Raw genomic sequence first — 13,143 nt, forward strand, 5'->3', positions numbered from 1 at the left:
ATCGTTATGGACGTTTCGCGCACCATACGTCGGACCAAAAAAGCGTTGCCTGCGAAGGGCTGCGGCACAGGTCCTGCCGACCACCGTCGCATCAGGCCACTGTTAGCGATAACGCCTGACCGCCGCCGGGTGAGCGTCATCGCCGCAGAGTCGCGCTGCCCGACCACCGCTCACCTTGAGCATGTTATCGATAACATGCTATGTTCCGCCAAGGAGTCGAGGGCACGTCCCTCCCACTCGGAGTTGCCGACACCTCGAAGGGCATCGGGTCCCGCGACCCGGTCGACGGTCGGTGACCTGTCCGAGCCACACCTGTTCGGCGTACGCCGTGTTCCCGCGTCCGCACGCGGTCGTTCCGTCATGACGTCCGTCCGCAGGCATCGCCGTCGGCGACCTGTCGCACCGTCCCGGGCTCGCCCGCATCCGCCCCGCGCGTTTCCCACGGGCGGCCCACCACCGGTCTGGCAGCGACCCCTCGACTCCGGCCGCCACCACCTCGAAAGGCAGGACCATGGACAAGATCCCCGACGAACGCGCACCGCGACCCCGGTTCCGGGGCCGTCGGGTGCTGATGCCACTCGCGGCCACCCTCGCGGCGGTCGCCGCGACGGTGGCGGTGACCTCGGCCGCCAACGCCGGCACGACTCTGGGCGCTTCGGCGGCCGAGAAGGGCCGTTACTACGGCGCGGCGGTGCCCGCCTTCAAGCTGTCCGACAGCCAGTTCGCCACCATCGTGAACCGGGAGTTCAACCAGCTCACTCCCGAGAACGAGATGAAGTGGGACGCCACCGAGCCGCAGCAGGGCCGGTTCAGCTACAGCGGCGGGGACCAGATCGTCGCCCACGCCCAGTCGCACGGCATGATCGTCCGCGGTCACACGCTGCTGTGGTACCAGCAGCAGCCGGGTTGGGCGCAGAGCCTGTCCGGCACCGCGCTGCGCAACGCCGCGATCAACCACGTCACCCAGGTCGCCACCCACTACCGGGGCAAGATCTACGCCTGGGACGTGGTGAACGAGGCGTTCGCCGACGGCGGCAGCGGCGGGCGACGGGACTCCAACCTGCAACGCACCGGCAACGACTGGATCGAGGCGGCCTTCCGCGCCGCCCGCGCCGCCGACCCGGGCGCGAAGCTCTGCTACAACGACTACAACACCGACGGCATCAACGCGAAGTCCACCGGCATCTACAACATGGTGCGCGACTTCAAGTCCCGCGGCGTACCGATCGACTGCGTCGGCTTCCAGTCCCACCTGGGCACCTCGGTGCCCAGTGACTACCAGGCCAACCTCCAGCGCTTCGCCGACCTCGGCGTCGACGTGCAGATCACCGAGCTGGACATCACCCAGGGCTCCAACCAGGCCAACGCCTACGCCCAGGTGACGCGGGCATGCCTGGCCATTTCCCGCTGCACGGGCATCACCGTGTGGGGTGTCCGGGACAGCGACTCGTGGCGCGGCAACGACAACCCACTGCTGTTCGACCGCTCGGGCAACAAGAAGGCGGCGTACACGTCCGTCCTCAACGCCCTGAACTCCGGAACGCCCATTCCGACCACTCCGCCGCCCACCACTCCGCCGCCGACCACGCCGCCGCCCACGACCCCGCCGCCCACCACTCCGCCGCCGACCGGTGACGGATGCTCGGCCTCGGTGTCGCTGAACTCCTGGAACGGCGGCTTCGTCGCCACCGTCAAGGTCACCGCCGGATCGTCGGCGCTGCGGGGTTGGACGGTCCGGGTCACGCTGCCCTCGGGCACCGCCGTCACCAACACCTGGAGCGCGCAGGCCAGCGGCTCGTCGGGCACTGTGGACTTCCGCAACGTCGACTACAACGGCCAGGTCGGCGCGGGAGCCAGCACCGAGTTCGGCTTCCAGGGCACTGGCGCCAGCCCGTCCGGCACCCCCACCTGCACCGCGAGCTGATCCGTCCTCGCTCAGCTCACCACCCCCGGCACCCCCGGGGCGTCGCGGACCTGCCGCGCGCCCCGGGGGTGCCGTCCGTTCCGGCCATCGATCATGTCGACGTCGTCGTCCACCTGGTATTGACACCCGTCCAGGGCGGCACCATGCTCTGCTAAATCAGTTTAGCGGCGGCCCGCTCCGGTCCTTCCTCTCGTCGGTACGGCGCCTGCGGGCGGGTGCGCCGTCGGGAAGGGAGTCACATGAGACTGCGCAGAGGGCTGATACCACTCTTCGCCACCCTCGTTCTGACCGCCGCCTCGGGCACGGCGTACGGAAGCCCGAGCGGCGGTCCGGGTGGCGGGGACGCCATCCGCAGCATCACCCCGATCACGACCGTCCAGACGTACGGCCAGAAGGTCTCCGCGGTGGCGATCGAGTACGGCGCGACGGTCAACCCCCGCACCCTCGACAACTCCACTTTCACGGTCGCCGACACGATCTACAACTTCCGCTTCAATCCGATCGAGGACCTGCCGAAGCTCGCCGACCGGACCGTCACGCACACCTACACCAACGACGTGCCGTCCACCCGGGGCGACCATCGGTCGGCCCCCGGCAGGTACGTCATCGTCGAGCTGGACCCGGACGACCCGGGCGGGTGGACGGTCATCGTCTCCAAGTGCCCGACGTTCCTGTGCACCGTGAAGGTCAACCCCGACCTGCCGACCCGTGTGGTCCAACGCCGTGACGTGCACGGCCAGCCCGGTCGCGGGGCCGGCAAGGGGCCGGTGCTCGCCCGGGCGACGCCGCGCGAGTCCCGTCCGGTCACCGAGAAGCCGGTCAACCAACTGGTCGACGAGTTCACCTACGGCTCCTTCCTCAGCGGCGGAATGGTGCTGCCGTACCACTACCACCTGCCGAGGAACTACCAGCCGGGCCGCCGGTACCCGCTGATGGTCGTCCTGCCCGGTCACGGCATGGGCTGGGACGGCGACAACCTCGGCGTCCAGCTCGCCGCCGACATCCCGGCGACCGCGTGGCTGCAACCCAGCTGGACGGGCAGCACCGAGGACGTGATCGTCCTGGCGCCGCAGCACCAGCGGGTGGGTGGGGCCGCCGAGGCCGACCTGCTGGTCAAGCTGCTCGACACGTTCGTCCGCGACGTCGCCGTGGACACCCGCCGGGTGTACGCGACAACTGTGTCGTACGGCTCTCAACTGCTGTGGGAGGCGTTCGCCAAGCGGCCGGACCTGTTCGCCGGCGGTCTGGTGACCGGCGGGTTCCCGTTCAGCGCCACGCAGGCGACCGCCATCGCCGCGGCCGAGGTGCCGCTCTGGATCACCCACGGCGAGCACGACCACCTGCTCAACGTCACCGGCGCGCGGAACTCCTCGGCGCTGCTGCGACAGGCGTACGTGGCCCGGGGCAAGAGCCCGGAGCAGGCGGAAGCGCTGGTGCGCTACACCGAGTACGCCGACGCGGCGTTCTCGTTGCCGGACTACCACGCGGCGTTCGGTCCGACCTACTCCGACAGCGGCATCCTGCGCTGGCTGCTCGGCCAGAGCAAGCCGGCCACGGCGGGCGACTGATCGCCGCGACGCACGGAGTGCGTGCTCCCCGGCCGGCGACCCGCCGCCGGGGAGCACGCGGTGTCGCCATCCTGCTCGGCTGAACCCGGGCTCACACCCGAGCCCGCTGGGCCACCCTGGCGACCAGCGCCTCCGCGACGTCACGCACCTTGCGGTTGGTGTCCTGGGAGATCTTCGACAGCAACGCGAACGCCTCGTCCGGCGTGCACCGCCGCTCCCCCATGATGATCCCCTTGGCCTGCTCGATCACCGCGCGACTGCGCATCGCCTCCCGCAACTGCTCCGCGAGGGTGGCGGCGCTGTCGTACAGGTGGGCGTTGGCCAGCGCCACCGCCGCGTACGCGGCGAAGTGTTCCGCGACCGCGATCGCCGGTGGATCGAAGGCGTGCGCCGTGCCGCCGTAGACGTTGAGCGCCCCCACCACCGACTCCTGGATCGGCAGCCCGATCGACAACGAGCTGCCCACGCCGACGTCATGCGCCCGCTGCGCCCACTGCGGCCAGCGCTGCTCGACGGCCATGTCCGGCAGGGAGATGGTGCCGCCGCTGGCCGAGGCGTCCAGGCACGGGCCCCGATTCTGCTCGTACTGCCGCTCGTCCAGCTCGCGGGCCAGATCGCCGGTGGACGCGGCGGTCCAACCCCTGCGACCCCGGACCAGGGTGACCGAGACCTCCGTGGCGCCGGGGACACTCCGGTTGGCCAGCGTGGCCACCCGGAGCAGCATGTCGTCGAGGCTGATCTCGTCGAGTCTGATCCGGCTCAACTCGGCAAGCGCCTGCGCGGGGTCCACCGTCGGCTCGGTCATCGCCGATGTCCGTGTCGGCCGGCACCTGCCGGCAGGTGGGAGTCGCGCACAGTCGGTCACCCCGTCGGATAGTGGCAGCATCTCGCTGCCGTCGACGTCCTGCCTACCCCCTGCGGCGCCGACTCACACCGGGGCCTGCCGGCTCAGCCGTCGAGGCAGGAGCGGACGGCAGCGGTGAGCCGGTTGGCGCGCTCGTCGCCCGCGCCGTACATCTGGTTGACCACGTAACCGAAGCCCACCTCGTGGCGCGCGTCGGCGAAGGCGAGGTTTCCGCCGGCGCCGTCGTGGCCGAAGCTGCGCTCCCCCAGCAGCGGCCGCGCCGGCGGTGAGTGCAGGAGGAAGCCGCTGCCCCAGCGCTGGCCGGTGTCGGGCGGGCCGTGTCGCTGCTGACCCCGGGAGTGGACGACCACGGCGTCGTCCACCGACGCCCCGGTGAGCAGGGGGCCATCCCCGAGGTCGGACACGCAGGCCGCGTAGACCCGCGCCAGACCGTCCGCGGTGCTCACCGCGCCCGCACCCGGGACCCCGGCGGCCTGGATGGCGGGGTCGTTGAAGCTGACCAGACCGTCGGCGTCGGCGGGGAAGGCGAACGCGCCACCCATGGTGATGCCCCGCTCGGCGACCGGGTCGACGAAGGGATCGGCGTCCGGCGGTGGCGCCAGATTCCAGGCGACGGTGTCGCGCTCGCTGGCGGGGAGCCCGAGCCAGGTCCGCAGTCCCAGCGGCCGGGCGAGGGTGTCGTGGAAGTACGCGCCGGGCAACTGGCCGGTGACCCGGTGGATGACCTCGCCGATGAGCCAGCCGTAGGTCATCGAGTGGTAGCTGTGCGCGGTGCCCGGCTGCCACAGCGGCGTCTGCGCCTCGATCGCCGCGATGACCGGATCCCAGGCGAGCACCTCGTCGAGGGCCAGGGGTCGGTCCAGCGCCGGCAGACCGGCCTGGTGCGTGAGCAGCGAGCGTACGGGGATGTCCGCCTTGCCGTGCTGGCCGAACTCGGGCCAGTAGCGCGTCACGGGCGCGTCGAGGTCCAGCCGCCCCTGCTGCACCAGCAGGTACGCGCAGATCGCCAGGAGCCCCTTGGTGCAGGAGAAGACGACGGCCGGTGTGTGCGCCGTCCAGGGCGCTCCGGTGCGGGCGTCGGCCAGCCCGCCGTACAGGTCGACGACCTTGCGGCCCCGCACGTAGAGGGTGACCGCGGCGCCGACCTCGCCCCGGGAGGTGAAGTTGTCGCGGAACGTGTCGGCGACGCGCCCGTAGCGGTCGTCGACGTCGCCGTGGATCTGCGGCTGCGTGGCCACTGCCTATCCCTTCAGTGAGCCCTGGATCAGGGCCTTGATGAACTGTCGCTGGAAGATCAGGAACACGATGAGGGTAGGGGTGAGGATCAGCAGCGAACCAGCGCACAGCAGCACCAGGTCGGTGCCCCACTGGCCCTGGAACGCGCCGAGCGCCCCGGCCATCGTGCGTTTGGTGGCGTCGTCGACGAGGACGATCGCGAGCAGGAACTGGTTCCACGTCCACAGGAACATCAGGATCGTCAGCGACGCGATGGCCGGGCGGGCCAGCGGCACCTGGACCCGCCAGAACAGCTGCCAGGTGCTGCTGCCGTCCACCCGGGCGGCCTCGGACAGCTCGACCGGCACGTTGGTGAAGTGGGCACGCATCCAGAACACCGCGAACGGCATGTAGAGGCCGATCAGCGGCAGGATGATGGCCCACCGGGTGTTGAGCAGCCCGAAGTCCTGCATCTGGTAGTAGAGCGGGGTGACCACGGCCTCGAACGGCAGGGTGAGGCCGAGCAGCAGCAGGCCGAAGACGAGCCGGCCGCCGGGCACCCGCAGTTGACCGAGCCCGAAGCCGGCCATGGTGGCGATGAGCACCGACACGGGTACGACGCCGGCCACGATGAGCAGGCTGGAGCGCAGCAGCGCGCCCATGTTGGCGGCGGTGAACGCGTCGGCGAAGTTGCCCCACTGCGGGTCGGACGGCCAGGCCAGCCCGTCGGGCACGGTGCCGCGCGGTTGCAGGGCGGCCGAGAGCATGCTCACGAACGGCAGCAGGGTGACGAGGATCAGGGCGATCAGGAAGACCCGCCCGGTCACCTGCTCACGTCGGCTCAGGTTCACGGTTTCTCCCCCCGGGTCAGTCGCTGGATCGGCAGCACGAACGCCAGCACGAGCAGCATGAGCACGACGGCGAGCGCCGAGGCCAGTCCGACCTGACGCTGCGAGAAGGCGAGGCGGTAGATCTCCAGACCCGGAACTGTGGTCTGCAGACCCGGGCCTCCGCTGGTGGAGATGTAGACGATGTCGAAGCTCGCCAGAGCGGCGATGATCGTGACGGTGAGGCAGACCCCGATCTCCTGGCGCAGGCTGGGCAGGGTGACCGCGAGGAACTCGCGGACCGGCCCCGCGCCGTCCAGCCGGGCGGCCTCGTAGAGCGCCGGATCGATCTTGCTCATGCCGGTGACCAGCAGGATCGTGCAGAGACCGAGCAGTACCCAGGCGCCGATCACCCCGACAGCGGGCAGCGCCGTGTCGAAGTCGCCGAGCCACGCGCGGGCGAGGCCACCCAGCCCGAGCGCGCGCAACACCTGGTTGACCAGCCCGTTGGTCGACAGCAGCCAACTCCACGCGATGCCGGCCGCGACGAGTGGGATGACCTGCGGCAGGAACAGGATCGTCCGGACGACGGTCCCGAACGCGCCGGTGGTGATCCGGCGGACCATGCTCGCCACCAGCAGCCCGAGCGCGACCGGGATGAGGCTGAAGAAGACGATCAGGATGATCGCGTTGGAGATGATCTTCAAAAGGTCGCTGTCGGTGAACACCGTGACGTAGTTGTCCAGGCCCGCCCAGCGGGCGACGCCGATTCCGTTCCAGTCGTAGAACGAGTACTGGACGGTCAGGGCGAGAGGGCGCAGGACGAAGACCGCGTACATGAGCAGGGCGGGCAGGACGTACAACCAGCCGGTCCCGGCCGCGCGGGCCCACCGGCGTCGGTGGGCCCGCGTGGACGTGGAACGGGCGGGACGGCCCGTGGACGACACCTGGTCGTCCCGCCCGGTTGGTGCGCTGCCGAGGGCAGACGTCATCGGGACAGTTCCTTCGCGTACTCGGCCTGGACCGCCTTCACGTATCCCTCGGGCGTCTGCTGGCCGGCGACCAGCTTCTGCATCTCCGGCGTGATGGCGGCGGCGAAGATGCCACCTGTCGCGTTGGCGGTGAAGTCCACCGCGCCGTTCTCGGCCCCGAGCTGCTGCGCCGCCTTGAGGGTCTCGGCCAGCACCGTATTCGGGGCCGCGGCCGGCACCGGGAGGTCGCTCGGACCACCCGGGCTGGAACCGCCGACAGTCACGGCGATCTCCCGCGCCTTGGCGTTTGTGTGGACCCAGTTCAGGAAGTACGCGGCGGTGTCCGGGTTCTTGGCCTTCGCCGAGACGCCGAAGGTGTTGGGGGCGGACATCGCAACGTGCTTGCCACCGGCGGTCTCGGCGGGGAACAGGAAGAAGCCCACATTGCCGGGCATCGCCTTGTCGAGGTTGGCCGACTCCCAGTCGCCGTTGAACATGAACAGACCGTTGCCCTTCTGGAACTGCCCCACCATGCCCGCGTAGTCCAGGGCGTTGGCGTCCTTCGGGAAGTAGCCGGCCTGGGCCCACTTCTGGATGGTCTGGGTGGCCTTCAACGCGGCCGGGGTGTCGAAGGTGGCCCCCGGCTTCTGGAAGATCCAGTCGGCGACCTGGGCCGGGTCGCCGAACTGGTTCTGCAGCGCCTGGTGCGGGAAGTTGATGCCCGCGGTGTTCTTGTTGAACTGCATGATCGGCTGGACCCCGCCGGCCTTCGCCTTCGCCAGCAGCTGTTCGAACTCGGCGACGGTGGCCGGCGGCTGGGTCATGCCGACCTGGCTGGCCAGCTTCTTGTTGTAGAAGACACCGGTGACGCTGTAGCCGAGCCCCATGCCGTAGAGCGAGCCGGTGCCCCGGGTGTTGTCGCCGACGCGCAGCTGCATGAGCTGCGAGGCCGGGAACTTGTCCCAGCCGTACGCGCTGACGTACGGGTCGAGGTTCTCGAGCAGGTCGTCCTTCACCAGGTCGACCATCGTGGGGAGCCGGATGATGTCCGGCGCGTTGTCCGAGGCCATGACGCGCGGCGCGTTCTCCACGATCACGGTGAACTGGTCCTCGCGGATGGCGAACGTGACGTTCGGGTGCTGCTTGGTGAACTCGTCGGCGAGCGCCTTGGCCAGCGGGAAGCCGGTCTCCGCGTACATCTCCAGCTTGACCGGCGCGGTGCCCAGGTCGGTCTTGACGGCGGCGTCGGGCCCGGCGGTCGACGACCGGTCAGCGCCCGGAGCGCTGCACGCCGTCGCGGCGAGCCCGATCACCAGCAGCGGCGCGAGGACGAGCGCTCTGCGTCGTGGAATTTTCGTCAGCAATTCTTCCATTTTATGACTCCTAGATTCCTCCGCGCGTCCCGCGACCCAGGGCCGCGCGACGGCTCCACCGGACCACCGTGATCGGGTGGACCGCCCCTACAGGTACGTCGTGGCGGGTCGCCCGGCCCCGGCAGACGTCGGCCACAGTTGACCCTCGGCACGGCGGCCGACGTCGTCTCCAGACGCGCCAAAAGTGGTCGCTAAACTGATTTAGCAGAGCATGCGCGTGACACGGGAGGCTGTCAAGGACAACCTGGCAACGGTCCGGAAACATCGACGTCACACCACGCTCGACCCGACCGGGGCCAGCCTCCGCGCGCCGACGCATCATGATGGGCAGGAGCGGGGCCCGTGGCACCGCGCCTGATTCGGAGGACTGATGGGCCGCAACAGAGCAACCCTGGCCGACGTCGCGCGGCGAGCCGGGCTGTCCAAGACCGCCGCGTCGATGGTGCTCAACGGCCGGGAGGGCACGCGGCTCTCGGCCGAGGCACACCAGCGCGTGTTCGCCGCCGCCGAGGAACTGGGCTACCGACCCAACCTCGCGGCGCGCAGCCTGCGTACCCGCAAGACCGCGACCATCGCGTTCGTCTCCGACATCGTCGCCACCACCCGCTTCGCCGGCGGCCTCATCCGCGGTGCGCTCGACGCGGCCCGCGAGCGTGACCACGTGCTGCTGATCACCGAGACGCAGGGTGACGCCACGTTCGAGCAGTACGCCATCGAGGCGATGCTCGACCGACAGGTCGACGGAGTGATCTACGCCGCCATGGCCACCCGGCGGCTGACGGTGCCCCCGGCCATCCTCGGCGGCCCGGTGGTGCTGCTCAACGCCACCAGCGCCGACGGGCTGCCCTGCGTCCTTCCCGACGACGACCGGGCCGGCCGCTCCGTCGCCACCGCCCTGTTGGAGCACGGCCACCGCGACGCCATCGCGCTGATCGGCCGCAACCGGCTCAAGGAGGACGACCCGGAGGTCTCCCTCGCCGCCCGGGCCCGCCTGCGGGGCATCCAGCAGGCGCTGGGCGACGCGGGCGTGAGCCTCCTCGCGGAGTGCTTCTGCACCGAGTGGTTGCCCGAGCACGGCTACGCCGCCATGCGCGGGCTCCTGAGCAGGCCGTCGCGACCCAGCGCGGTCATCTGCATGAACGACCGGCTGGCCTTCGGCGCCTACCAGGCGCTCGGCGAGGCGGGCCTGAGCGTCCCGGACGACATCTCGGTGATCTCGTTCGACGACGACCCGATCGCCGCCTGGCTGCGTCCCAGCCTGGCCACCACGGCGCTGCCCCACGAGCAGATGGGGCGGCGCGCGGTCGAGCTGCTCCTCGACGGCGGCGCCGCCGAGCCGTCACTCGTCGCGATGCCGCTGCGCCGACGCCGGTCCCTCGCGCCCCCCGCCGGCTGAGCCGGGCCGCCGAAGAGCGCGACGGGGGGCGACCCCTCGTCAGCTAAACCGGTTTAGTGCTAGTTTTCCGGCCATGCTTCGTCTAGCCGACCACTGGGTGTGGGACAGCTGGTACGCGCGGGACGACAACGGCCTCTGGCACGTGTTCTTCCTGCGCGCGTCCCGCGCCCTGCACGACCCGCACCGCCGCCACCGCCGTGCCTCGATCGGCCACGCCGTCTCGACGGACCTGCGCACGTGGCGTCTGGTCGCCGACGCCCTGGTCCCCGCCGACGCGCCGGCCTGGGACGACCTCGCGACCTGGACCGGGTGCACGGTCCGCGGCCCGGACGGGCGGTGGTACCTGTACTACACCGGGGTCTCCCGCGCCGAGGACGGTCTCGTCCAACGGATCGGTCTGGCCGTCTCGGACGACCTGATCACCTGGCACCGGCACGGGTCCGGGCCCGTCGTGCAGGCCGACCCGACGTGGTACGAGCTGCTCGACACCGACCTGTGGTACGAGCAGGCGTGGCGCGACCCTTGGGTGTTTCCCGACCCGGACGGCGACGGCTGGCACATGCTCATCACGGCGCGCGCCAACACGGGAGCGACGGACACGCGCGGCGTCGTCGGCCACGCCACCTCCCCCGACCTGCTCACCTGGACCGTCCGACCGCCGCTGTCGACCCCGGCGGGGTTCGGTCACCTGGAGGTGCCCCAGGTCGCGGTCGTCGACGGGCAGCCTCTGCTGCTGTTCTCCACCGACGCGACAGCCGGCGCCCGGCGCGACGACCACCGGATCTGGGTGGCGACCGGGCAGAGCGTCCGCGGCCCGTGGGACGTCGCGGCCGCCCGGCCGGTCACCCACCCGCACCTGTACGCGCCCCGACTGGTCCCCGGACCGGCCGACGACTGGTCGCTCATCGGCTTCCTCGACCACGTCGACGGGTCATTCGTCGGTGAACTCACCGACCCCGTTCCGGTGCGCTACGACGCGTCGACCGGGCTGACGATCCAGCCGGCGAGGACGGCAGCCGCGACCTGACCCGGTCGCCGACTGACGAGCCGGCGACCGAGGGCAGGACCGCGACGACACAGGTCCGGGCCGGGGTGACTGCGCCCCGGCCCGGACCTGTCGATACCACCGTCAGCGCTGGGTCCACCGTTGGTTGGCGGCCCCGGTGCAGGTCCAGAGAAGCACCGTGGTGCCGTTGGCGGTCCCGTTGTTGTTGACGTCGAGGCACAGGCCGGACTGCGCCCCGCTGATCGTGCCGTTCGAGTTCAGGGTCCACCGCTGGTTGGCCCCGCCGTTGCAGTCCCAGATCTGGGCCTTGCTGCCCGCCGTGGCGTTGGTCGGCGCGTCCAGGCACTTGCCGAGCGCCTGGAGGGTCTGGCCGTTGAGGGTCCAGCGCTGGTTGGCTGCCCCGTTGCAGTCCCAGATCACCGGCTGGGTCCCGTTGGTGGTGTTGCTCTGCGGGACGTCCAGGCAGCGGCCCGAGGCGACGCTGGCCAGCGCGAAGGAGGTGGTCGCGGGCGGCGGCGTGGTCGGCGGCGGGGTGCTGGTGCCGCCACCGCTGACCCGGTACACCACAGTGCCGTGCGCCGGGACGCTGGCCGAGATGCTGCCCGTGCTGGTGGTGGTGGCGTTGCTCCAGGCCTCCACCAGGGTGAAGGAGCTGCCGGACTTGCCGACTGCGGCGGCGGTGGTGGAGATCGTCGTCGTCGAGCCGCCCTGGTTGAGCAGGGCGACGGCGACGTCACCGTTGGCGAGCCGCTTGGCGAGCACGCGGCGGGTGCCGTCGAACGAGACCTGGCTGGCCTGCAACCCGAGGGAGTCCTGGTTGATGGCGATCAGGTTGCCGTTCTTGAGGATGGTCTGCGTCGCGGAGTTCATGTTGCGCACGTCGTTGCCGGCGATCAGCGGCGACGCCATGACGGCCCACATCGCGAAGTGGCTGCGCATCTCGGTGTCGTTCATGCCGCCCCGGCCGACCTCCATCATGTCCGGGTCGGTGAACGAACCCGGCCGCGCGTACGGCGCCAGGGGGACGTTGACGTTGATGATGTTCTGGATGCCCATCGGGTAGCCGTTGGTCTGCCCGGTGTCCCACGCGTTGGTGATGTCCTCGGTGGTCCGCCAGATGTTCGCCACGTCGCCCCAGTTGCGCTGCGGACCGGTCTTGGCGTGGATGCTGTTGGGGTTGATGCTGTAGAGGATCGGCCGGCCGGTCGCGGCCAGCGCGTCACGCATCTTCGCGAAGGTGGTGACCTGCTCGCTGATGCTGCCGTTCGGGGAGCACCAGTCGTACTTGAGGTAGTCGACCCCCCAGGCGGCGAACTGCCGGGCGTCCTGCGCCTCGTGGCCCTGGCTGCCGGTCGCGCCCGGGTAGCTGTTGAAGTACTGGGCGCAGGTCTTGTCGACCGGCACCTGGTAGAGGCCGAACTTCAGCCCCCGGGCGTGCAGGTAGTCGCCGAGCGCCTTCATCCCGCTCGGAAAGCGGGTCGGGTCGCCCTGGAGGTTGCCCGAGCTGTCGCGGTTCGGGTTGAACCAGCAGTCGTCGACCACGACGTACTGGTAGCCGAGATCGCGCATGCCGTTGCTGACCATCGCGTCGGCCGTCTGGCGGATCAGCCCCTCGTTGATGTTGCAACCGAACGAGTTCCAGCTGTTCCACCCCATCGGGGGTGTCCGGGCGACGCCATTCTCCAACGCCTGGGCTCCCGGGGCACGGAGGCCGACGAGGGCGGCGGCCACGAGCAGCCCGGCCGCGGCTGCCCGCCCCCAGTGACGGGCTCGGACGATTCGCTTCATACGGGAGCATCCTTTCGTGATGCCGTCCACCAGGGACAGCCGCCCGGATGAGGCGGGCATCATGATGTCTACGAGCCCACTGTTAGCGTTAACAGCAGACGCCGGTCATATTACGGAGCCGTTTCGTCGAATTCAACTACTTCCATGTGTCGACGTACTCCCCGCACGTGAACCGGGGCGGCCCCCGGTCGCGTGGACCGGAGACCGCCC

General features: G+C 70.4%; 9 protein-coding genes and 1 pseudogene. 4 read left to right on the forward strand and 6 right to left on the reverse strand.

Annotated features, from left to right (window positions below; translation table 11 throughout):
* Positions 1-511 precede the first annotated feature (511 nt).
* Both B0E54_RS14320 and B0E54_RS14325 read left to right on the forward strand, forming a co-directional pair.
* Entirely contained in the window at positions 512-1,924 is a 1,413-nt protein-coding gene (locus B0E54_RS14320) for an endo-1,4-beta-xylanase (RefSeq protein ID WP_234583970.1), read from the forward strand.
* A 239-nt stretch (positions 1,925-2,163) separates the two neighbouring features.
* Entirely contained in the window at positions 2,164-3,492 is a 1,329-nt protein-coding gene (locus B0E54_RS14325) for a hypothetical protein (RefSeq protein ID WP_234583971.1), read from the forward strand.
* A 91-nt stretch (positions 3,493-3,583) separates the two neighbouring features.
* Here B0E54_RS14325 and B0E54_RS14330 read toward each other — a convergent pair whose 3' ends face one another.
* From B0E54_RS14330 to B0E54_RS14350, 5 genes are all read right to left on the reverse strand, one after another.
* The gene (locus tag B0E54_RS14330; RefSeq protein WP_234583972.1) at positions 3,584-4,297 is read right to left on the reverse strand and encodes a GAF and ANTAR domain-containing protein; all 714 of its coding nucleotides are present in this window, start codon (positions 4,295-4,297) and stop codon (positions 3,584-3,586) included.
* A 143-nt stretch (positions 4,298-4,440) separates the two neighbouring features.
* Positions 4,441-5,595 (reverse strand): serine hydrolase domain-containing protein, encoded by a 1,155-nt coding sequence (locus B0E54_RS14335; protein WP_234583973.1) that lies wholly within the window; start codon positions 5,593-5,595, stop codon positions 4,441-4,443.
* Between the two features lie 3 nt (positions 5,596-5,598).
* The gene (locus B0E54_RS14340; RefSeq protein WP_234583974.1) at positions 5,599-6,423 is read right to left on the reverse strand and encodes a carbohydrate ABC transporter permease; all 825 of its coding nucleotides are present in this window, start codon (positions 6,421-6,423) and stop codon (positions 5,599-5,601) included.
* Entirely contained in the window at positions 6,420-7,391 is a 972-nt protein-coding gene (locus B0E54_RS14345; protein ID WP_234583976.1) for a carbohydrate ABC transporter permease, read from the reverse strand. The genes B0E54_RS14340 and B0E54_RS14345 overlap by 4 nt, the downstream gene beginning before the upstream one ends.
* Complete coding sequence (locus B0E54_RS14350; RefSeq protein ID WP_234583978.1) at positions 7,388-8,743, reverse strand: ABC transporter substrate-binding protein; 1,356 nt, start codon at positions 8,741-8,743, stop codon at positions 7,388-7,390. Before B0E54_RS14350 ends, B0E54_RS14345 begins: the two co-directional genes overlap by 4 nt.
* Positions 8,744-9,113: 370 nt before the next feature.
* Between B0E54_RS14350 and B0E54_RS14355 the strand changes: the two genes are divergently transcribed.
* Together B0E54_RS14355 and B0E54_RS14360 are read left to right on the forward strand one after the other, a co-directional pair.
* A complete protein-coding gene (locus tag B0E54_RS14355) occupies positions 9,114-10,139 on the forward strand; it encodes a LacI family DNA-binding transcriptional regulator (RefSeq protein WP_234583979.1) in 1,026 nt (341 codons plus the stop codon).
* Between the two features lie 61 nt (positions 10,140-10,200).
* Positions 10,201-11,166, forward strand: a pseudogene (locus B0E54_RS14360) (family 43 glycosylhydrolase); the annotation flags it as partial.
* A gap of 102 nt (positions 11,167-11,268) precedes the next feature.
* Here B0E54_RS14360 and B0E54_RS14365 read toward each other — a convergent pair.
* A complete protein-coding gene (locus tag B0E54_RS14365; RefSeq protein ID WP_234583982.1) occupies positions 11,269-12,933 on the reverse strand; it encodes a ricin-type beta-trefoil lectin domain protein in 1,665 nt (554 codons plus the stop codon).
* Between the last annotated feature and the right edge of the window lie 210 nt (positions 12,934-13,143).

The organism is Micromonospora sp. MH99, assembly GCF_021442385.1.
Classification (GTDB): Bacteria; Actinomycetota; Actinomycetes; order Mycobacteriales; family Micromonosporaceae; genus Micromonospora.

Bases quoted from the DNA above. Each gene is read 5' to 3' on its own strand.
- B0E54_RS14320 (WP_234583970.1), top strand. From the start codon at position 512: ATGGACAAGATCCCCGACGAACGCGCACCGCGACCCCGGTTCCGGGGC.
- B0E54_RS14325 (WP_234583971.1), top strand. From the start codon at position 2,164: ATGAGACTGCGCAGAGGGCTGATACCACTCTTCGCCACCCTCGTTCTG.
- B0E54_RS14330 (WP_234583972.1), bottom strand. From the start codon at position 4,297: ATGACCGAGCCGACGGTGGACCCCGCGCAGGCGCTTGCCGAGTTGAGC.
- B0E54_RS14345 (WP_234583976.1), bottom strand. From the start codon at position 7,391: ATGACGTCTGCCCTCGGCAGCGCACCAACCGGGCGGGACGACCAGGTG.
- B0E54_RS14350 (WP_234583978.1), bottom strand. From the start codon at position 8,743: ATGGAAGAATTGCTGACGAAAATTCCACGACGCAGAGCGCTCGTCCTC.
- B0E54_RS14355 (WP_234583979.1), top strand. From the start codon at position 9,114: ATGGGCCGCAACAGAGCAACCCTGGCCGACGTCGCGCGGCGAGCCGGG.
- B0E54_RS14365 (WP_234583982.1), bottom strand. From the start codon at position 12,933: ATGAAGCGAATCGTCCGAGCCCGTCACTGGGGGCGGGCAGCCGCGGCC.